This is a genomic window from Candidatus Margulisiibacteriota bacterium (genome assembly GCA_003242895.1).
Taxonomy (GTDB): Bacteria; Margulisbacteria; Riflemargulisbacteria; order GWF2-39-127; family GWF2-39-127; genus GWF2-39-127.
The window spans coordinates 130,042-149,428 of sequence record QKMY01000057.1 but is presented as its reverse complement, the minus strand read 5'-3'; the positions used below and the strand labels follow the sequence as shown (position 1 = coordinate 149,428).

Here is a 19,387-nt window from a genome sequence, read left to right as displayed (position 1 = left end):
ATCCATTAGGTTGTTTTAATTATGGAAAGTATCTTTTCAGGTTGGGTTATCTTGAGAAAATGCAGGACGTTTTAGTTGCTTTATTTTAGGATATTACAGCTGGGCTCTTCATAGAAATATGATGCCGGTATTTGCAATGAAAACCCAAATTTACTTTTAAGAAGTTTTGTAGTTTCTTTTGCTTCTACAAATGATGTGCTCATAAAGATTGTTATTAATAACAGCCATATTTGTACTTGATGATTTAATTTTTTGATTGAGAACATATAAATATATTAACACTTATGTTACTTTAGTAAATATAATAGTTCGACAGGATGAGGTTTGTTTTCTGTCAAAAGAGGTTATTTAGCAAACTATAAAAAGGGGAGGGAGGGCGCGGAAATATGCGAGTTGGTAATAGAAAAAAATAAGTTATTTCTAACACTATTATTAAGTGTTTTTATCTTTTGTTTAATTGATAATCAGATATTAGGGTGTCGCTGCATAAGCGGTCAAAATCTGTAATAGAATTTAGAAAAACCGCCTAATAGTTGTAATAAAATATTTCTATTAACACAGAAAATACATAACGTTAGATTCTGAGATGATGAGTTTGCGTTTTATCTTGTAACGCAGTAAAACAATTGTAAAACAAACGAAACAAGTCAAGGGCTTCTCTTGAAGGTAATGGTTAAGCAATTGTTTTTAGATCGAATTTTGACAAAATTAAGCACGCTGTTATTTCAACTGCCGATTTTGACCGCTTATGCGGTAGAACCCCACTGTCTTGAAAAATAGCCGTTGGTGCTTTTTGAAAAAACCAGAAAACTTGACCGAAAAACAAGAGCAGCGGATGAAGGAACTTGCCAAGCAAAATTTAATGACCTATAAAACCAATTTGCTTAGAGAATCCTTTCAAAAATTCTGGCTTTATACCTGTCGGACTTCTGCTGAAAAATTCCTTGAAGATTGGGTGTTTATAGCTATGCGATCTAAAATTGAGCCTATAAAAAAAGTGGCAAAAATGCTTCGTAAACATAAGGAAAATATTCTTAATTGGTTTACAGTTTCTCCGCAAATATCTAATGGTACAGTTGAAGGATTTAATAACAATAATTCGTCAGCATTATGGCTTTAGGACATTTTCAGCTTTAGAGTTGGCTCTTTATCATTCTATGGGAGATTTGCCTATGCATCAACTTACCCACAGTTTTGTCTGAGGAGCCATAAAAATCTAATCCAGACATAATTTTATCATTTAACGAGGTTGCATTTGTATCAACATTTTCAGCGATATTTGAAGTATTTATCACGATGTAATTTTTTAGCACTTTATTTATATCCATAACTTCATTTATGTTCTGTTGTAAGCTTTGAGTATACACATCCAAATCTATAGAACCATCCTCAATCCCCATTTCAGAAAGCATTTTCTTCCGAGCCTCTTCATCTGTCATCTTCATGAGGTATGTTGCCTGTTTTATTAACTTCTCCTGTGTTTTCTGCAATATATCCACCTTATCTGAAACGGATAAAACATCTGTCTTGAGAGACTTATTTTCGGCTCTCAAAGCTTCATTCTCTCGTGTAAGATTTGCATTTTTTGTAAGTAGCTTATCTACAGTCTCTCTGGTCTCTACAATCATCTTCCTCTGCAATGATGTAGGTTGTTCCATAAAAGTGTCTATGTTCGATGCTTTTAGTAAGCAATTTGTATTGATGCTTACAGTAAGACTGCGGGATTTATTTATTTCTTCCATCCTAACAGTACAAAGTTTTGGTCTTTCCACCATCTTTCCTATCTTTTCATCCTTTTCTTTAATAGGACGGGTAAAATGATAATCCCTGACCTCTTCTAAACCTTCTATGTTATCCCTGCACCACTTTGCAAGTTCTGTAGTTTTTATCTTTTTCTTTTCTATTTCAGAAAACCTTATAACAGCCTCTAGTAGCTGGTCTTCTGTATATTTCTGAGTCTTTGCCATTCGTTATATTTCTCCTCTGCTTTAATGTTGCATCCCATACGATAGCGTGTGGCGTCTGTCTGAACCGATAAGAATACCTCTTCAAGTGCCGAGTCCTTACTTTTAATACTCATGGCATTGTTCATGAACTCAATTACACGCTTTGCACTATCATCAGCCTTCTTTTGCTGGAATTGCAAAAAGCATTCAAGTTCTGCCTTAGTCGGTCTATAATATTTACAACCCATACAGTCTGCAAGATGTCCCTGTTCGATGCAGTCGCTTAAATCCTCTTCATCTGCCAATCTCTTATGTGATATGCAGATAGACTTTCCAGTATCAACAGCAGTTTTTTCGCCCTGCTCGTATTGCTCTTTGGAATATCGCCATTCATAATCAAACTTTTTCTGAAGCTGTACTACTGAAGAAGCCCATATGGTCTCAGATATATTTGTGTAATATCCAGAACTTGTATTTATATTTATATGGTCTGCAAGCTGCCTGCATATATCCTCACCTAACTTCTGGAAATACAGGTTAGCCATTGCAATCGGTCTGCTATCGCCTGCCGTAACAGGCACAAACTCTGTGATTCCTGTTGCATACTTAGCAAAGTCATATCGGCTATTTCCAATGATATGTTCCTCTACGAAAGCTACTACAAGATGATTAAAAGCCTGCAACGAAAGCATGTCATTTATCATCAACTCGTTATACTCAAAAAGGAAACGTCTTTCCTGACCTTTGGTAAGTTCCACATATCTCTCGACATTTCTCATAACCTCTGAATAAGGGATCGCGTAAGTGAACTCCTTGTAATCCTTATTTACATCGTAATATACAGTCCTTGTTCCTTTTTTTAGCCTTGAGCGCCTTATTCTGAGATATGTCTTGCCATTCTCATGATAAATGCATTCCTTCGGCGTGAGAAGCATTTCTGTGGCTCTTATAGGAAGGATAAATGTTATATTTACCCAGAAATATATAGGAAACCATTTCTTGAACATATTATCATCAGGGTTTTTCCTATAAATACTGTTGACCTCGTTTTCAATCACCAGATAATTTATTATTGGTGAAAGAAGTCTCTGCGATGATTCCTTACTTTTTATCAGCTTTATGTTGGACGTTATCAGCTCAATCTGTGTATCAGGTGTATTTATGAAGCCAAGGAAATCTTCCAAGGTAGTAATAACAGTAGTTGTCAGTCTAAAATCTTTATCTGTGTACTTTTGAAGGAATTCCTTGATGGTATTTATCTTGTCTCTGGCAATGGTCTGATAAACATAGACTCCGTTGCAATAAATAGCATAGCATCTAAGCATGTTTTTCATTGTTTCTTCGGTAATTCCGAATTCCTTACCAATGTGCTTTTTGTAAGCTTCTGAATCAAGGGAGAAATCAAGACCATACTTTTTAACGTCTGAATAGCCCATCCATTTATCAGCCTCAAATATGCCTTCAAGCTTTCCACCATTTACAAGTGATTTATGTATCTCACGGCATTTGTTCAACAATTCAACACTGTAGACTTGATCTGTGTAGAGTATTACTTCTTCAGACTCTATTTTTCTTAAAATGTTATCCATTCAGAGCCTCCACAATAAGTTTTCGTGTTCCTGCTTTATCTTCTTCTGACATTTCCTTTATAATTGCGTTTATTATTTCCTGAAAAGCAGGTATTATCTGTGTTCTAAGTGCTATACCGTACTTTCTATTACCTGTAATAAGCTCTTTTTCCATGTAATCCTTTATCACTTTTACAAGTGAAGGAATTCCATCACTTGTGAACACATGATATGGGCAGAGATTTGCAAGACATGACTCGTATGTAGGATTCTCACAGCAAAAGCCTAATGCTTTCTTTTTACAGTAAATACCTGCATCCTTTGCCTTACCTTTTCCTTGTGCAAGAGCAAACATGGCTTTCAATATCTCAGTTGGTTCTTCTGATTTGCCCTGAGATAAAATCTCAGTCATTCTATTTGAAGCTACCAATGAAGTTCCTACTGTCTCCAGTTCATAAGCCGAGAGTGGAATCTGTTCCATTATCAGAGTCTGCTCTTTTGCAGAAAGCTTTTCAAAAGCATCTGGAAATGCTGCTATAAGTGCATTGTACAATGAAACGCTGAATACACCTCTCTGCATCATCATGTATAAAACAACTTCTGCGCTCTCACCCGTCAGACCGTGATCTTTCAGATAAATAGCTGTAGTATCTACATTTGCATGATTGCGGGCAAATGATGCTATCACATTAGCAACCAAAGTGGTATTCCCGTTATTCCTTGCCGACTGCTCAATTCCCTGCAAATATGATTTATTGAGCCTTCTTGAAGAAATGGAATGTTTTCCTGTTATATTAAATATGTCGTCTCCAAAGAAGTCCCTACAGATAATCCAATTTCTATAACGACTTGCTCTATGAGCATTCATGTATCCCTCGCCCGAAGTTATGTGATGATACTCTGCTATAAGAGCAAGTTTTCCAAAAATTGTCCTGAGGTCTGGCACAATCTCAGAACGGAGCTTTCCAAGTCCTGTCTTTTGCGGGACATTGTATGCCATTTCAATTTTTCTTATAGTGTATAGAGCAACACCGTCATATGTTTCATTAGAAATATTTCCATTCAGGATATCTGCCTTTAATGTATCTATGTTGATTTTAAATGGATTATCATTACTCTTAAAGTTTGGATAAACCCATCTGTCGCAGATATCTGAAGAACGCCAACCGCACACATAGTGACATGCTAAGAACATCCACATCTCTGCATAATTACTGTTTTCTAATGCCTTAAGAGTCAGGTTATGATCTTTGTCGTAATCACTGTTAAATAATATCTTTGCCAGTCTGACAAAGTCTTCATAAGGATACGCAGGCTCTGCATCACTTTCTCTCTTCTTCAAGTCGATGTTGTGGTATTTTACATTTTCATACTTAGCAACAAACTTAAAGAATTCTGTTAGAAGTTCCTTGGTTCTTACAGTTTCAGCATCTTCGATAGAAGAAACAAAATCCTCATCAATAAGCTGCTTTATATCAGGCATATCAAATATGGTTCTTACAAAGGCTGTAAGTGAAGGAGTGTATACATTATCCTCGTCTTCAATATAAGCAATGTATTTATTTATATAATCAAGGGCTACAGGATGTCCTTTGGAATGATTTATAATCCATCTTGCTTTTTCTTCTTCAGTCAGCCCAAATTCTCGAAAAAACTGTCTGCTCTTATAATCCAGAAATAAGGCATCTTCTTTTGTGATATAGAATTCTTCACGTTCAGGGATGTCGAATAGTATCTCTGTTGGTTCTTTTATTTCAATACCGAAATAGTCATATTCCTCAAGAAAGTCGATATATTTGTTTCTGTTTTTTACATACTTTGATTCAAATCTGTCATCATTATGCTGTTTCAAAAAATTCTTGATGCCAACATAGTTTGCTTTTTGTATCTGTATTTCATTGCAGGCAGATTTTAGAATCGAACCATCTCTGCTCTCTATAGCACCATTATCAATGTGGTACTGTAATACATCTGTCTTTATGCTAAGAGACCGTGAAGCATTGGGTATTGTAATGATGTTTTGGTTTGACCATGCATCCGCCAAAGCCATCATCTCCTAATAAATATCTTCCAATATCTGCGACTGGAATGTGTATGAGCTTTCTCTATATATATCTATAAGGTCAGCATTCTCATGTATGTAGTCATTCATGGACTCCTGACTCGAGTCCCCACGCCACTTCATGATTTCTCCGCTTGTAAGCTTTGCTTTTGTAAGCAGATACATTGTAAACCAATGTCTGAACATATGTGCACCTGGATACTCGACCTCATAGGTTTCTATAAACGCTGCATTATCTGCATATGTTCCCTGCTTTTCACAGGAAGTCTTTAATGCCGGTAAAAATCTTTCATAAAACAACGTCTTTACCCTGTCGGAATAAGTCTGCACTGTCATTGGATTACCCTGCTTATTAACAAACAACGGTGCATCAGGACTTGTTTTAAAGCCTTTACGCTCCATTATTTTGATATGCGTTTCATACAATTCATTTATATCAGCAACAAAGTCATTATAGACTTTCTGTACCCTGTTCTTCTTTATCGCGCCAGGATCTGTTTTACCTTTCCAATTTTTTAAGTATGGCGCTTTGTTTGTAATGTCTATCTCGATGCCTGATACCATTCCAAAACTTTTTCTGATTGTGCTAAGCCTTCCACAGCTTATATTGACTACTTCACCTTCTCGTATTCCTGCATAAGCTCCAAGGGCTATTCCAAGTGTAATATTAGGCTCATACTTCTTTGCTTCATAAATGAGAAGGTCTAAGTATCCATCTATAAGAATTCTATTCTTCTTATGAGTCGTTTTTGGAGCTGACACGTGCATTGAAGAATTGTGCGATATAACTGCTTTCTTATGATGCTTATCATCCTTTACAATAGTCAACGTCTTCAGTTCTCCTCCTTCATAGTTGAACGGAAGACTGTCTCTATTTGAACTGTAGTAAAGGATAAGGAAATCAACTACATAATCTCTGTATCTCAGCCATGTTCCTCTGTTATACTCTTTTTCTTCATCTTGCATCTTAATATGCTTTAAGAAACCTCTTATCGTTTCAAGGCTGCACTCATGTATCGAGTTTATATCAGTCTCTCTAAGCAGATAATTCAGAAAGTGACACACAGCATATGCTTTATACGATAGTGTCTTTCCATTCAGCAGTTCACTCTTTACCAAGTGACACAGGTATCTTTCCAATCCTGTGTAAAGAATAGGGATATCAGCATCCTCTTCATAAAGAACTATACATGGGTAGTTGTGCTTCTCTCCATCTTCTCCTTCCACGAATACCATCCTGTTCATAAACAAACACTTGCTTCTATCCTCTTTTACATCACCGTTTGGGAACTGAATAACGCTGTTCATCTTGTACCCATCTTCATAAAAATATACTTTATTTATCGTCTATCTTTAGAATAACGTCTATTTTATGTTATATCAACTTTATTCATTCATCCTTATATAATCAGTATTTATTCTATATATTATAAAGTATATTTATTTTTAGTTACCAACTATTGTCTCATATTATGAACGAAAACTCAAGAAAAGTACCAACCATTCACGATTCAAAATTTAGAATTGACGTGTGCGTTACCGTGAGACAAATAAAGATATCGGGATATAAAACCCGAATCTTTTGACATATCGACGAATACTAAAACTCATTAATGCAATCGATCATTTGCCTGAGTGTTCCGTAATCCCGCTGGATAAATTGCAATCCCAGGTAATGCATGTCTTTCATCTTGGGATTGTTCTTATCAAAAAACGGTTGTTCCTTTATACGGTGGATAGTCTTATCTTCCGTTAAGTCCTTAAATCGGCTAGAGAGAAATGACAATTGATTATCATTAAGATATTTCTTCACCCGAATGATTAATATATTGTCTTTCCAGTAACGATATGAATGAAAATTCTTATAAAAATTGAGGATTTCGTCACGTGCCTCTTCAGCGCTTGCCAAAATCTTATACAAACTTCGATCATTTGGCGAAACCAGATTATGGCGAACGTACTGTTTCACTGCGAACTCATCCCAGGATTTCCAGAAATCACTTCCCGGACAGTTGAGAAGGACAATCGGTACTATTGCGGTTTTTCCGTTCTGAATCATGGTCAGTGTCTCATATAATTCATCCATAGTCCCATACCCACCTGGGCATACGACAATCCCGGAGGATTCTTTTAAAAACATCAGTTTTCTGGTGAAGAAATACCGAAAGGTATAATCTTTAAGATCACCCTCGATGACCGGGTTCGAGGATTGCTCAAACGGCAGCATGATATTAAGCCCGAAACTATAATCCCGGCCAGCCCCTTCATTGCCGGCTTCCATTATCCCTGGCCCTGCCCCGGTTATAACGTAATAGCCAGCTTCACGTATGAGCTGCCCGAATCGCCTGGCAAGTTCATATTCTTCATGGCCTTTTTTTATCCTGGCTGAACCGAAAATAGTTATTTTGGCAACGCCTTTGTAGATTGAAAACATCCCAAAAGCGCCGAGAAGCTCTTGAACAGCTTTCACTATTGACATTAATTCCCATCGTTCAAGCTTGTAGAGGTTTGAAGTACGAGCAATAGAAAAAAGCATTTCGGTAATTACATCTTTATGATTTCCATGAAAAGGCAATTTAGATACCACTGCCTTGACTTTACCTATCAATTCATCCGTTAATTGATAGCCTGGCTTAGTATCATGCATATCCTCGCCTCCTAGTGTAATTAATCCTTATCAATCGTAGCGACAGCCATTCATAAGCATCAGCTACCTATCTATAATTTACTATTTATAATTTATACCCAGGAACTAATTTAATTAAACATTTTGAAAATAAATCTCATAACGTTAACAAGAGAAAAAAACATATCCGACGACATCCAACCAACAAGTCAATGCTGACTCCATCCCATTTAATCAGGACCCAGAAAGAAATTAATTCAATGAATAAACTGCTTGGTTATTCTGTGCGATCCTTTATAGTTCATGTTAACTTAAAATTGATTTATAGTATCAATCAATTGTCGAAGTGCACCAAAATCTCTCTGATTAAAATGCAATCCTAAATAATGCATATTCTTGAATCGAAGATTGTTTTTATCAAAAAATGGCTGGTCTTTGATGTTATGTACCCGTCCATCTTTACATATATCTTTGTAGGTTTTTGACAGATATTGTATTTCTGATTCCTTGAGTTGCTTCTTTACACGTATTATTAAGATATTTTCTTTCCAGTAACGATACGAGTGAAAATTCTTATAAAAATTAAGTATCTCATCACGGGCTTCCTCAGCACTGGTAATAATCCTATAAAGACTTCTGTCGTGTTTTGAAATAAGATTATGTTGAAGGTACTGTTTCACTGCGAACTCATCCCACGATTTCCAGAAATCACTTCCCGGACAGTTGAGCAGGACAATCGGTACTATTGCGGTTTTTCCGTTCTGGATCAGTGTCAGCGTCTCGTACAATTCATCCATGGTCCCATACCCACCTGGGCACACAACGATCCCGGAAGATTCTTTTACGAACATCAGTTTTCTGGTGAAGAAATACCGGAAGGTATAATCTTTCAGATCACCCTCGATAACCGGGTTCGATGATTGTTCAAACGGCAGCATTATATTAAGCCCGAAACTATTATCCCGTCCCGCGCCTTCATTCCCGGCTTCCATTATGCCAGGTCCGGCACCGGTTATAACGTAATAGCCAGCTTCGCGGATAAGCTGCCCGAATTGCCTGGCGAGCGCATATTCTTCATGATCCTTCGAAATTCGAGCTGAACCGAAAATACTTATTTTGGAGACATCTCTATAGATTGAAAACATTCCAAAGGCTCCAAGAAGCTCCTGGACTGCCCTGGCAATCGACATTAATTCCCATCGTTCTAATTTGTAAAGGTTTGTCGAACGGGCTATAGAAAAAAACATCTCTGTAATAACGTCTTTGTATTTACCTTGAAGTGGTAATTTGGAAACAATTGCTCTTACTTTATCTACGAGATCATCAGTTAATTGTCGACTAGCAATACTATCACGCATAATAACGCCTCCCTGCTATTTATTATAAAATCTCACATTCAAAAAAAGCATCAAATCCAGTTCATAATTTTATGCTAGTTACATGTATCCGGATTATCTACGTTTCAGGCTAATCTTTTGTGCTCTTTCCCATCCGGTTTTGAAATTTAATTTACTGCATCTAATCCAGGGCTAGTGATGAAATACAATTTCCTTGAAATAGAGACAATCCGTAATTTAAACTCTAAAAAATACCGGAACCTTTAAAAACGAAATGTGATAAGCTTAATTGTTTATCATGTCTGCTGAATTCTCATTATTAATTGTGAGCTTTTTGCTCATCGACAACAAGGTGCTAACTCCAGGAGAGAATATATATCGTACCTCATCCATAAACTGCTTAATAAGGAAAATGCCTCTTCCGCCTTTTCCCCAATTCTTTTTTGCTGCAATCCGCTCAAAAAATTCCGGATTAAAAGCTTTCCCGCCAAAATCTTTAACAGTAATCGTCAAATAGGCATCTTCTAAGACAAAATTGATATCGACGTTCATTTGCATATTATTAGCAGAACCATGATCGATAGCATTAATTACCGCCTCGTCGATGACTAATTGGAGATTAAATAATTCTTCTTCATCAACGTTCTGCCCTTCCAAGAGTTCACGCAAGCATTCCTTTACAACTCTCACTTGTTTCACGCTGCAAGGCACTGATAGGTTTTTGGCTCTCGATACCATAATCATCATTCCTTTGGTAAAGTTATTATTGTTACGTTCTTTTGATTATTACTGCCGATAGTTATGTTTCCACCATGCGCAGACAGAATGTAGCTTGCAAAAGCATGCGTTAAGTTAAGGTCCTTTAGCTCATCTTCGCTATCCATAAACTTATCAATCTGCTTTTCAAGAGAAAAAATCCGTTGCTTTTCATCATGAGAAAAAGATTTTCCATCATCCTCGATAATAAGCCTAACATAATTGACCTCAGGACCTACAGCAGCCGTATCCAAGACAACGCTAATGGAGCTGCCTTCAGATGACCTTAAAATCGCGTCAAGCAAAAGGTTCCGCAGTGTTTCTGCTATTGTTTCCTGATCAAATTTGATTTTTAAGTTTGCATCAATATTGATTACCATTTGAATTTGTTTTAAATGAATATATTCCTGAACATCGTTCATTATAGATTCAAATACTGGCAAAACTAATTGCGGTTTTCTTTCCAGCCGCATAGGCCCAGTATCAATATGAGCATAATAAATGAGCTTCGTGATAAGTTCTGATATAAACTCTATCCGCTTAAGCATTAGGACTTCCTGTTTCTTGACTGTCTCATCAGCGGTGCTGACAATCTTCTCTTTTTGAACATTGATAAGCTTGGCAATCGGCTCCTTTAACTGATAGGCTATAAGCATTAAAATTTCTGATTTTCTTCTTTCTTTCTCTTTTATTTTGGTAATATTTCTTAGAGCTACGATAATCCCTTCTCTTTCGTGCTCAGATGACTGTAGATACGTTATCTTACAAGAAAGAACAGTTCCTTCCGGCTTCAGAAGCACCACATCCAAGAGATCCGGCATTGAAATGCTACTTATCTCGGAAATCAAAGTGTTCAGTGCATTTGTATTTGATCCGCTATCCTGACTGAAATTGAATATCTGGTTAGCTGCCGGGTTTGCAACCGTGACTTTATAATTTTTATCAAGTAACATCACTCCATCAGCCATACCGTTAATTATAGACTCAATTTTTTTCTTTGATTCCTCAACTTCCTTAAAAAGAATTAAATTGTAAATTGTTGTTGCAGCTAACGCGCCTAAAATGTTAAGTATCTGTTCATCTCGGACATCATAAAGGCCTCCATTACGTTTGTTCAAAACTTCAATAGCGCCAAAAACATTGTCATCCATAGCTAGTGGGACGCAGATAATCGACTTTGTCTGGAATCCGGTTTCTTTATCTGACTTGTTGTACCACCTGGTATCAGTCGCAACATCTGAGATAAGAAGCGAGGCATTGTTCATAACAGTCCAGCCTACAATCCCTTTATTAACCGGAATTTTAACTCCTTTGAACTGCTCGGCTTTATCTCCTATTGCAGCTTTAATAGTAAAAAAGCCTGTCTCTTTCTCTTTGAGAATAATTGACCCGGCTTCAGCATCTATTAATATCACTGCGGCGTTTAGGATTTCATCTAACAAACGACTAATCTCTCTAATGGTATTTAGACTGGAGATTACGTTTATTATCTTTAAATAGTCTTCTTGCGTACCAAGAACTTTATCCAAGTAGGGCCTCCTATAATATTGTTAAGATAGAATGCAATTTTTTATACGTGATATAGCGATTATATCAAATGTACAATTATAATAAAATAAGTGCTCTCTATTATTGTAGCAGATATTAATATTTCTTGTTTATACTCTTTATTTTTCAATGTAATCATATTAACTTTTCGATAATTACGTTCCATCAATCTTTTTAAAAATTACCAGTATACATTTGTCTGGTGTTCTCCGAGAGACTTGCTCCTGCATACCTGTGAAGAATCAGGTTTTCGATTTATACTTGCATTAGCCCCTCTTCACGAACGGAATAAAGAATATAACTACTAAAGAAATGAATTAGCCGAGCGAGAGTATAAATTGTTCTTTTCAAAATATACCCAATCTCTTATAATAGATCTGTTTACAATACCAGACACATTACATTGCTTCATCATCAGAACATATTTGAAGCTCATAAATATATTTTGTGCATTAAAACCAATAACGGAGCAAAAAATCATGGTAAAAATCGGATATCGTCACATTGTCGACGAACTTAATACCTATATTCCTGGCAAACCTATAGAAGATGTCAAAAAAGAGTTTAAAATTACCGAAGTAATCAAGCTCGCATCGAACGAAAACCCACTCGGACCATCCTCAAAAGTCATCGACTCACTAAAAAATCATATCTCTTCAGTGAGTCTTTACCCTGATGGCAGCTGTAATTGTCTAAGGGATAATCTTGCACAAACCTATAATCTACCTCCGGAATGTTTTATTATCGGAAATGGCTCTGACGAAATACTCATGCTCATCGCTCAAACATTTATTAATCCTGGGGATGAGGTGCTTATTTCCAGTCAAACATTCTCAGAATACCTATTTACTTCAAAATGCCTGGAAGCTTCGATTAAAATAATTCCCCAGAAGGATTTCCGCTATGATATAGCAAGTTTCCCTCGCTATCTCACGGAAAAGACAAAGGTTATTTATCTGTGCAACCCGAATAATCCGACAGGAACAATCTACTCAAAAAAAGATTTTGATGACTTCATAGCTCAAATCCCCGCCAATGTATTAATTGTAATTGACGAAGCATATTACGAATATGTCAATAAAAGTGATTACCCGGAATCAATCAACTATCTCAGTACGCACAATAATGTATTAATACTTCGTACTTTTTCAAAAGTCTACGGCCTTGCAGGTCTGAGGATCGGGTATGCGATAGGAAATAAAAAACTCGTTGATCTCATTCATAAAGTAAGAGAGCCTTTCAATGTCAATAGCCTAGCCCAAATAGCTGCGATTGCTGCACTGAAAGATCAGGAGTATGTGCAAAAGATAAAATTGCTCAATGAGCAATCCCGGCAATATCTTTATGATCAATTTGACAAGCTGGAAATCACCTATATAGAAAGCGAAGCTAATTTCGTTCTCTTTGAAGTCAAAGAAAATGCTCAGGATATTTTCCAAAAGCTTCTCAAAAAAGGGATCATTGTTCGGCCTATGAACGGCTTTGGCTTACCGAATCACGTCCGGGTAACCACAGGTACGCTTGAAGAAACAAAAGAATTCATTGAAAAACTAAAAGAAATCTTAACAGAAAAGAATGTTGATGCAGTAATGAAAAGCCATTAGAGCTTCTTCTTACACTCCACAAAAAAAGGATATAACATGTTACTACATACCGAATTAAATGAAGAGCATAAAAAACTCAAAGCCAAAATGGTAAATTTTGGCGGATGGGAAATGCCGGTTATCTATAAGAGTGTCATCGATGAGCACAATGCAGTAAGAACTGAAGCCGGAATATTTGATGTCGGGCATATGGGGATTATTACCCTCGAAGGTCCGGAATGTTTACAATTCATACAAAAAGTAACCACCAATAACGCTAAAAACCTGGAAGTAGGCCAAATCCAATACTCGATGATCTGTAATGAAAACGGCGGTATTATTGATGACATTCTGGTATCCCGCCTTGCAGATAAATATATGCTAGTTATAAATGCTTCAAATACCAAAAAAGTATTATATTGGCTGGAAAAAAACAAAAAAGAAGAAGTCATTACCACCCAACTCAACCATACCCATTCAATGCTGGCAATCCAAGGGCCAAAATCTGAAGAGATACTCTCACGCATAGTAAATATCGATCTTGCAAACCTGAAATACTATCGATTGTCTCAAGGATTTGTTCTTGGAAAAAAAGCAATTATATCTCGCACAGGGTACACAGGCGAAGATGGCTTCGAATTGATCCTACGCCGTGATGAAATCAAAATTGTATGGAAGTATTTCATCGAAAATAATATTCAACCGTGCGGGCTTGGTGCGCGAGACACACTCCGGCTTGAGGCAGGAATGCCGTTATATGGGCATGAGCTGAATGAGAATACGACCCCGCTTTCAACACACCTAGACTGGGTCGTTAAATTCGACAAAGATTTTATCGGGAAATCGGCTATTGAAAAACAAAAGGAACTTGGTGTAACATCAAAAATAGCAGGAATTGAGATGCTCAGCAAAGCAATCCCCCGGGAAGGGTACGCAATTGCCAGCGGCGGAGTTGTAACTAGCGGAACATTCTCCCCAACGCTACAAAAACCTATTGGCATGGTATTAATAAAAAAAGAAGAAACTAACCCTGGAACAATAATCGAAGTTTCGATCAGAAACAAATTACACCAGGCAAGAACAATAGAGCTTCCTTTCTATAAAAGGAAGAAATAATTATTAAAGGCAATTATTAAATTGCCTCATTTATGCTCATAAAAATATAATCAAGGGGGCTAAAATTATGACGCCGGAAAATCTAAGATATAGCAAAGAACATGAATGGGTACAAGTAAAAAAAGATATAGCAATTATAGGAATAACCTATTATGCCCAAAAAGAATTGGGTGAACTGGTATATGTCGAACTACCTGAAGTTGGTGGTCAAGTTGAGCAAATGCAAGAATGCGGTGTTGTCGAATCAGTTAAGACCGTCAGCAATATTTACTCCCCGGTAACCGGAGAAGTGATCGCAATCAACGAAAATGCGATTGATACCCCAGATATCATCAATGATAGCCCATACGAAAATGGATGGCTCATGAAAGTCAAAATAGAAGATGAAGGCGAGATCGATGATCTTATGACAGCAGAAGAATATGACGCATATTTAGAAGAAAAGGGCTAATGGAATGAAATACAGTCCAATAACTGAAATTGATAAAACAATAATGTTCGAGGAAATGAAAATTACCGGATTTTCTTCATTAGTCGAAGATATCTCAGTTAAAACAGAAATCTCACATATACCTGATTTAAGTGAGATGGAAGTGAAATCCCACTTCCAGTCATTGATACAAAAAAACATAATTGGGTCCAAAACGTTTCTTGGAGCGGGAGCTTATAATCATTATATACCCAGTGTTATTAACCACATTGCCGGGAGATCGGAATACTATACAGCGTATACTCCTTACCAGCCGGAGATTAGCCAAGGAACTCTACAAGCGATCTTTGAGTTCCAAAGCATGATTTGCTCGCTTACCGGAATGGATATTGCCAATGCCTCAATGTATGACGGAGCAACGGCGGTAGCTGAAGCTGCAATTCTTGCCTGCAGCTCAACAAACCGATCAAAAATAATCGTTTCGGAAACGTTACATCCGGAATACATTAAAGTACTGGAAACTTACCTTATAAATAGAAACATAAGCGTAGAGATAACCAACATTCATCAAAATCAGTTCGATGAAAACACTGCTGCGGTTGTTAATGCCTGCCCTGATTTCTTTGGAGTTATCAAAGATTATCGGTCGGTAATTGATGCTATCCACAGTTGTAAAGGACTGTATATTGCAGTTGCAGACCCGATATCACTTGCGTTGCTGGAATCCCCCGGGAAGCTCAATGCGGATATTGTTGTTGGAGAAGGTCAGCCACTTGGAATTCCCATAAGTTTCGGAGGACCATATCTCGGTTTCATGGCAGCAAAAAAAGAATATCTTCGACTTCTTCCCGGAAGAATCATCGGGGCAACTATTGATAAAGAAGGAAAACAAGCGTTTGTTCTGACCTTCCAAACCCGGGAACAACATATCAGAAGAGAGAAGGCCACGTCAAATATCTGTTCAAATCAGGCCTTGTGCGCATTAAGAGCTACACTCTACATGGCACTAATGGGAGATAAGGGCATGACATCGGTTGCGCAAAGATGTTTGGAAAATAACCGATATTTTAAAGAAACTATATCAAAAATACCAGGTTTTCACATTAACGAAAATGAAATTACTTATAAAGAATTTGTGTTACAAACCCCCGTTCCAGCAGAAGAGATCAACAAAAAACTTCTTGCTGATTTCGGAATGATCGGCGGACTACCCCTCTCTAAATATTTTCCTGAGAGAAATAATGAAATGCTTATCTGTACGACAGAGATACTTACTTTCGATGACATTAACCAGTTTGTTTCTATCTGTAAATCTTTCGCGGCTTAGAGGAGTTAATTTTGAGTAAACTAATTTTTGAACATAGCCAAAAGGGGAAATCATCAAATATTATAAAAACCACTAAGGCTCCAATAAAATCGTTACCAAAAGAGCTTGTCAGGCAGGAGCCTATAGGACTTCCGGAAATAGCAGAAATAGACGTTGTAAGACATTATACTCAATTATCAACGCTCAATTTTGGAGTTGATTCTGGGTTCTACCCATTAGGCTCTTGCACCATGAAGTACAATCCCAAAATTAACGAAGATATGTCAGCACTTTCTGAGTTTGCAAATGTACATCCGCTACAGGATGAGTCTACTATTCAGGGAATACTTGAACTTCTTTATAATATGCAGCAGCATCTAAACAGCATATTCGGCTACGATGCATTCACACTTCAGCCAGTGGCCGGTGCTCACGGAGAGCTTACCGGATTGCTTATCATAAAGAAATATTTCGAGTCCAAATCCGAAAGCTTCAGGAATATTATTCTTATACCAGACTCAGCACATGGCACCAACCCTGCAAGTGCCACCAGTGTTGGCTATAGAACAAAATCAATTCCTTCCGGCCCACGAGGCGGAGTCGATATCGAAGCATTGAAAAAAGTGGTCTCTTCCACCCCAAATCTTGCAGGTTTAATGCTTACGAATCCGAATACGCTTGGCCTTTTTGACGAAAACATTATCGAAATCGCTGCAATAATCCATCAAGCCGGCGGTTTGCTTTATTATGACGGCGCGAATGCAAACGCCACCCTGGGAATTACTAAACCAGCGGAACTTGGATTCGATGTTGCACATATTAATTTACATAAAACGTTCGCAACACCTCATGGCGGCGGCGGTCCAGGCTCCGGGCCGGTCGGCGTCACAAAAGAATTAGCACCGTTTCTACCAGGTCCTATGATAACGAAAACTGCCAACGGATATACCTTTAATAATCCTGCGCAATCTATTGGCAAAGTACATTCATTCTACGGTAACGTAGGCGTCGTGATTAAAGCCTATGCTTATATTGTTACACTAGGCAGTCAAGGACTCCGAGAAGTATCGGAAAACGCTATTATTAATGCAAACTATATGATGGAACGACTAAAACCATACTATACTATCCCGTTTGGTTTTCGAACGTGTAAACACGAATTTGTAATCAGTATGAGCAAAGAAAAAAAAGAACACGGAGTAAGAGCATTGGATGTTGCGAAACGACTCATCGATTATGGATTCCACCCGCCAACAATTTATTTCCCGCTCATTGTCTCTGAATGTCTGATGATCGAGCCAACAGAAACAGAAAGCCGCGAATCACTCGACACGTTTTGTGACGCGATGATAGCTATCTCAAAAGAAATCAGAGAGACTCCCGAGCTTCTTCTCGAAGCGCCTCATAACACTCCGGTAAAACGGCTGGACGAAGCAAAAGCGGTTAAAGAACCGAAACTAACCTTCGCTTCATTTTGTAAGTAACCTTCGGAGTAAAACACATGAACGAGGTTGAAAGGCCACATCACTGGAACCTAATAATTGATTCACCTGATAATGCATGTAATAACATGCGCAAAGACATGGATCTTTTTTCTAATATTGAAGCAAATGAAATACCTGCAACACTTCGAATTTATTCCTGGGATCAACCATGTATTACTTATGGGTACAGTCAATCATTGGAAAACGACTTCTATATCGAGAAGATACCCAACCGCACACAGATAGCCGCCAAAAGACCTACCGGAGGCGGAATAGTATTTCATAATAGCGGAGATTTAACCTACAGTATTGTTACGAAACTTGAAACAACGAGACTACCGAAGGGAATAGAACAAAGCTGCACGCATATTCATAAAGCCATTGCTGGAATGCTATTGGAGCTGGGGATTATTGCCTCCATTGCAAAATCAACTCTATACAACAAAAATAAACATACTTTTGAAAGAATCTGTTTTGCAACACCGGCACGTTATGAGCTTGTCACCATCCAAGGTCAAAAAATAGCTGGAAGTGCACAAAAACGAGGGAAAAAAGCATTATTACAACAAGGTACTATTCCTTTTTCTTCCGATTATTCTTTTTGGATACCATTCTGTAAAAATACTGGATTCATTACTTCGCTGAAATCAAAATCAGCGGATATGGAATCATTAACTACCACAAACTTTACTTTTGATTATCTTGCTAAACTTCTGGCAGCTCATTTTGAAAAAAACTTAGGGATTATACTTACCGAAACCTCCGAAATAGACACAAAAACCCTCGATTGAGGGGATAACTCTCGAGGGTTTTATATTTATTTATTTTTATAAGTAACTATATTATAGACGTATTTAGTTGGCTGTTCACTGCGGCTGATAAACTATCAGCTTCGCTTGTATTTCCATATACAGTACTGATAGCATTTTTTATTGTCTCACCTAATATGGCTGTCATGGGTACCTGAGCGGCCATTTGCTTGGTCTCAGAAACAAAGCCAGGGCTTTCCCATACTGGAGTTGAAGAAACAAGACTTATTTTGCTAGGATTAATTCCTGGTGCACTTGCAATCATTCCGGCTAAATACTGATTTCCGGCTTCATCTGTAGATGTTTTTTTGGCTGGTGCTGCTGGTGCATCATCAGTCGGCTTATCATTCTTAACTGGTCCTCTATTTGTTAATATTCTTGGATTTTCTGGATTAATACCAAATGATGTCATAATATCCATCCCCTTTAATGATTATTTTCCACCTATATATATATCGTAAGCTATTCAATTTTGTTGCATTTTATTATCTGTTTTTTTTGCTATAGCTATATACTTTTTAAAACAACACAAAATATAGGTGCGAATACTAAGCTATTATCAATATTTCTTTACTATCTATATATCGTATTAACTTTTCATTTGTTGCAGTTAATCTTTTGTGTTATCGTTTCAAATAGTGAGTAAATAGCAATACTAATCCTGGACATCTAATATTTTCCCATAATTATTTTCGCTTAAACATAAAAAAGGGCAAAATTAATTGCCCTTTTTGTCAGATATGTTAATCTTCTTATACAACACTTACATATCTGTAACCTCCATGCTGTCTAAAGAAGATCCGGAGGAAATATCAT

General features: G+C 37.3%; 15 protein-coding genes and 1 pseudogene. 7 read left to right on the top strand and 9 right to left on the bottom strand.

The genetic code is table 11. From position 1 onward, the window contains the following. Nucleotides 1–769: 769 nt before the first annotated feature. A pseudogene (locus DKM50_10365) lies at nt 770–1,120 on the top strand (ISL3 family transposase). 13 nt (nt 1,121–1,133) lie between these two features. On the opposite strand, the gene DKM50_10360 reads toward DKM50_10365, so the two are convergent. From DKM50_10360 to DKM50_10325, 8 genes are all read right to left on the bottom strand, one after another. Continuing rightward, the gene (locus DKM50_10360; protein PZM78954.1) at nt 1,134–1,967 is read right to left on the bottom strand and encodes a hypothetical protein; all 834 of its coding nucleotides are present in this window, start codon (nt 1,965–1,967) and stop codon (nt 1,134–1,136) included. Continuing rightward, the gene (locus DKM50_10355; GenBank protein ID PZM78953.1) at nt 1,928–3,535 is read right to left on the bottom strand and encodes a hypothetical protein; all 1,608 of its coding nucleotides are present in this window, start codon (nt 3,533–3,535) and stop codon (nt 1,928–1,930) included. Before DKM50_10355 ends, DKM50_10360 begins: the two co-directional genes overlap by 40 nt. Beyond that, nucleotides 3,528–5,564, bottom strand: coding sequence for a hypothetical protein (locus DKM50_10350; GenBank protein PZM78952.1), 2,037 nt, complete (start codon nt 5,562–5,564; stop codon nt 3,528–3,530). The genes DKM50_10355 and DKM50_10350 overlap by 8 nt, the downstream gene beginning before the upstream one ends. A 6-nt stretch (nt 5,565–5,570) precedes the next feature. Then, the gene (locus tag DKM50_10345) at nt 5,571–6,884 is read right to left on the bottom strand and encodes a hypothetical protein (GenBank protein PZM78951.1); all 1,314 of its coding nucleotides are present in this window, start codon (nt 6,882–6,884) and stop codon (nt 5,571–5,573) included. A 292-nt stretch (nt 6,885–7,176) separates the two neighbouring features. Beyond that, nucleotides 7,177–8,223: a cytochrome D ubiquinol oxidase subunit II gene (locus DKM50_10340; protein PZM78950.1), complete on the bottom strand. Its 1,047-nt coding sequence runs from the start codon at nt 8,221–8,223 to the stop codon at nt 7,177–7,179. 290 nt (nt 8,224–8,513) lie between these two features. Beyond that, complete coding sequence (locus DKM50_10335) at nt 8,514–9,560, bottom strand: cytochrome D ubiquinol oxidase subunit II (protein PZM78949.1); 1,047 nt, start codon at nt 9,558–9,560, stop codon at nt 8,514–8,516. Between the two features lie 264 nt (nt 9,561–9,824). Next, nucleotides 9,825–10,286, bottom strand: a complete 462-nt coding sequence (locus tag DKM50_10330; GenBank protein PZM78948.1) for a hypothetical protein — start codon at nt 10,284–10,286, stop codon at nt 9,825–9,827. Beyond that, complete coding sequence (locus DKM50_10325) at nt 10,283–11,824, bottom strand: hypothetical protein (GenBank protein PZM78947.1); 1,542 nt, start codon at nt 11,822–11,824, stop codon at nt 10,283–10,285. Before DKM50_10325 ends, DKM50_10330 begins: the two co-directional genes overlap by 4 nt. Nucleotides 11,825–12,322: 498 nt before the next feature. On the opposite strand from DKM50_10325, the gene DKM50_10320 reads away from it, so the two are divergent. From DKM50_10320 to DKM50_10295, 6 genes are all read left to right on the top strand, one after another. Next, nucleotides 12,323–13,447 carry a histidinol-phosphate transaminase gene (locus DKM50_10320; GenBank protein ID PZM78946.1) on the top strand — a complete coding sequence of 375 codons (1,125 nt, stop codon included), beginning with the start codon at nt 12,323–12,325 and terminating at the stop codon, nt 13,445–13,447. 36 nt (nt 13,448–13,483) lie between these two features. Then, a complete protein-coding gene (gene gcvT, locus DKM50_10315; GenBank protein PZM78945.1) occupies nt 13,484–14,542 on the top strand; it encodes a glycine cleavage system aminomethyltransferase GcvT in 1,059 nt (352 codons plus the stop codon). Nucleotides 14,543–14,606: 64 nt separating this feature from the next. Further along, nucleotides 14,607–14,993: a glycine cleavage system protein GcvH gene (gcvH, locus tag DKM50_10310; GenBank protein PZM78944.1), complete on the top strand. Its 387-nt coding sequence runs from the start codon at nt 14,607–14,609 to the stop codon at nt 14,991–14,993. A 4-nt stretch (nt 14,994–14,997) separates the two neighbouring features. After that, nucleotides 14,998–16,299 carry an aminomethyl-transferring glycine dehydrogenase subunit GcvPA gene (locus DKM50_10305; GenBank protein ID PZM78943.1) on the top strand — a complete coding sequence of 434 codons (1,302 nt, stop codon included), beginning with the start codon at nt 14,998–15,000 and terminating at the stop codon, nt 16,297–16,299. 8 nt (nt 16,300–16,307) lie between these two features. Beyond that, complete coding sequence (locus DKM50_10300) at nt 16,308–17,762, top strand: aminomethyl-transferring glycine dehydrogenase subunit GcvPB (GenBank protein PZM78942.1); 1,455 nt, start codon at nt 16,308–16,310, stop codon at nt 17,760–17,762. A gap of 17 nt (nt 17,763–17,779) precedes the next feature. Then, nucleotides 17,780–18,553, top strand: coding sequence for a hypothetical protein (locus DKM50_10295; GenBank protein ID PZM78941.1), 774 nt, complete (start codon nt 17,780–17,782; stop codon nt 18,551–18,553). Nucleotides 18,554–18,599: 46 nt separating this feature from the next. Here the strand turns inward: DKM50_10295 and DKM50_10290 are convergent, their stop codons facing one another. Continuing rightward, nucleotides 18,600–18,983 carry a hypothetical protein gene (locus DKM50_10290; protein PZM78940.1) on the bottom strand — a complete coding sequence of 128 codons (384 nt, stop codon included), beginning with the start codon at nt 18,981–18,983 and terminating at the stop codon, nt 18,600–18,602. Nucleotides 18,984–19,387 lie beyond the last annotated feature (404 nt).

Bases quoted from the DNA above. Each gene is read 5' to 3' on its own strand.
- DKM50_10290 (PZM78940.1), bottom strand. From the start codon at position 18,983: ATGACATCATTTGGTATTAATCCAGAAAATCCAAGAATATTAACAAAT.
- gcvT (PZM78945.1), top strand. From the start codon at position 13,484: ATGTTACTACATACCGAATTAAATGAAGAGCATAAAAAACTCAAAGCC.
- DKM50_10345 (PZM78951.1), bottom strand. From the start codon at position 6,884: ATGAACAGCGTTATTCAGTTCCCAAACGGTGATGTAAAAGAGGATAGA.
- DKM50_10335 (PZM78949.1), bottom strand. From the start codon at position 9,560: ATGCGTGATAGTATTGCTAGTCGACAATTAACTGATGATCTCGTAGAT.
- DKM50_10330 (PZM78948.1), bottom strand. From the start codon at position 10,286: ATGATGATTATGGTATCGAGAGCCAAAAACCTATCAGTGCCTTGCAGC.
- DKM50_10340 (PZM78950.1), bottom strand. From the start codon at position 8,223: ATGCATGATACTAAGCCAGGCTATCAATTAACGGATGAATTGATAGGT.
- DKM50_10350 (PZM78952.1), bottom strand. From the start codon at position 5,564: ATGGCTTTGGCGGATGCATGGTCAAACCAAAACATCATTACAATACCC.
- DKM50_10295 (PZM78941.1), top strand. From the start codon at position 17,780: ATGAACGAGGTTGAAAGGCCACATCACTGGAACCTAATAATTGATTCA.
- DKM50_10305 (PZM78943.1), top strand. From the start codon at position 14,998: ATGAAATACAGTCCAATAACTGAAATTGATAAAACAATAATGTTCGAG.
- DKM50_10360 (PZM78954.1), bottom strand. From the start codon at position 1,967: ATGGCAAAGACTCAGAAATATACAGAAGACCAGCTACTAGAGGCTGTT.
- DKM50_10320 (PZM78946.1), top strand. From the start codon at position 12,323: ATGGTAAAAATCGGATATCGTCACATTGTCGACGAACTTAATACCTAT.
- DKM50_10355 (PZM78953.1), bottom strand. From the start codon at position 3,535: ATGGATAACATTTTAAGAAAAATAGAGTCTGAAGAAGTAATACTCTAC.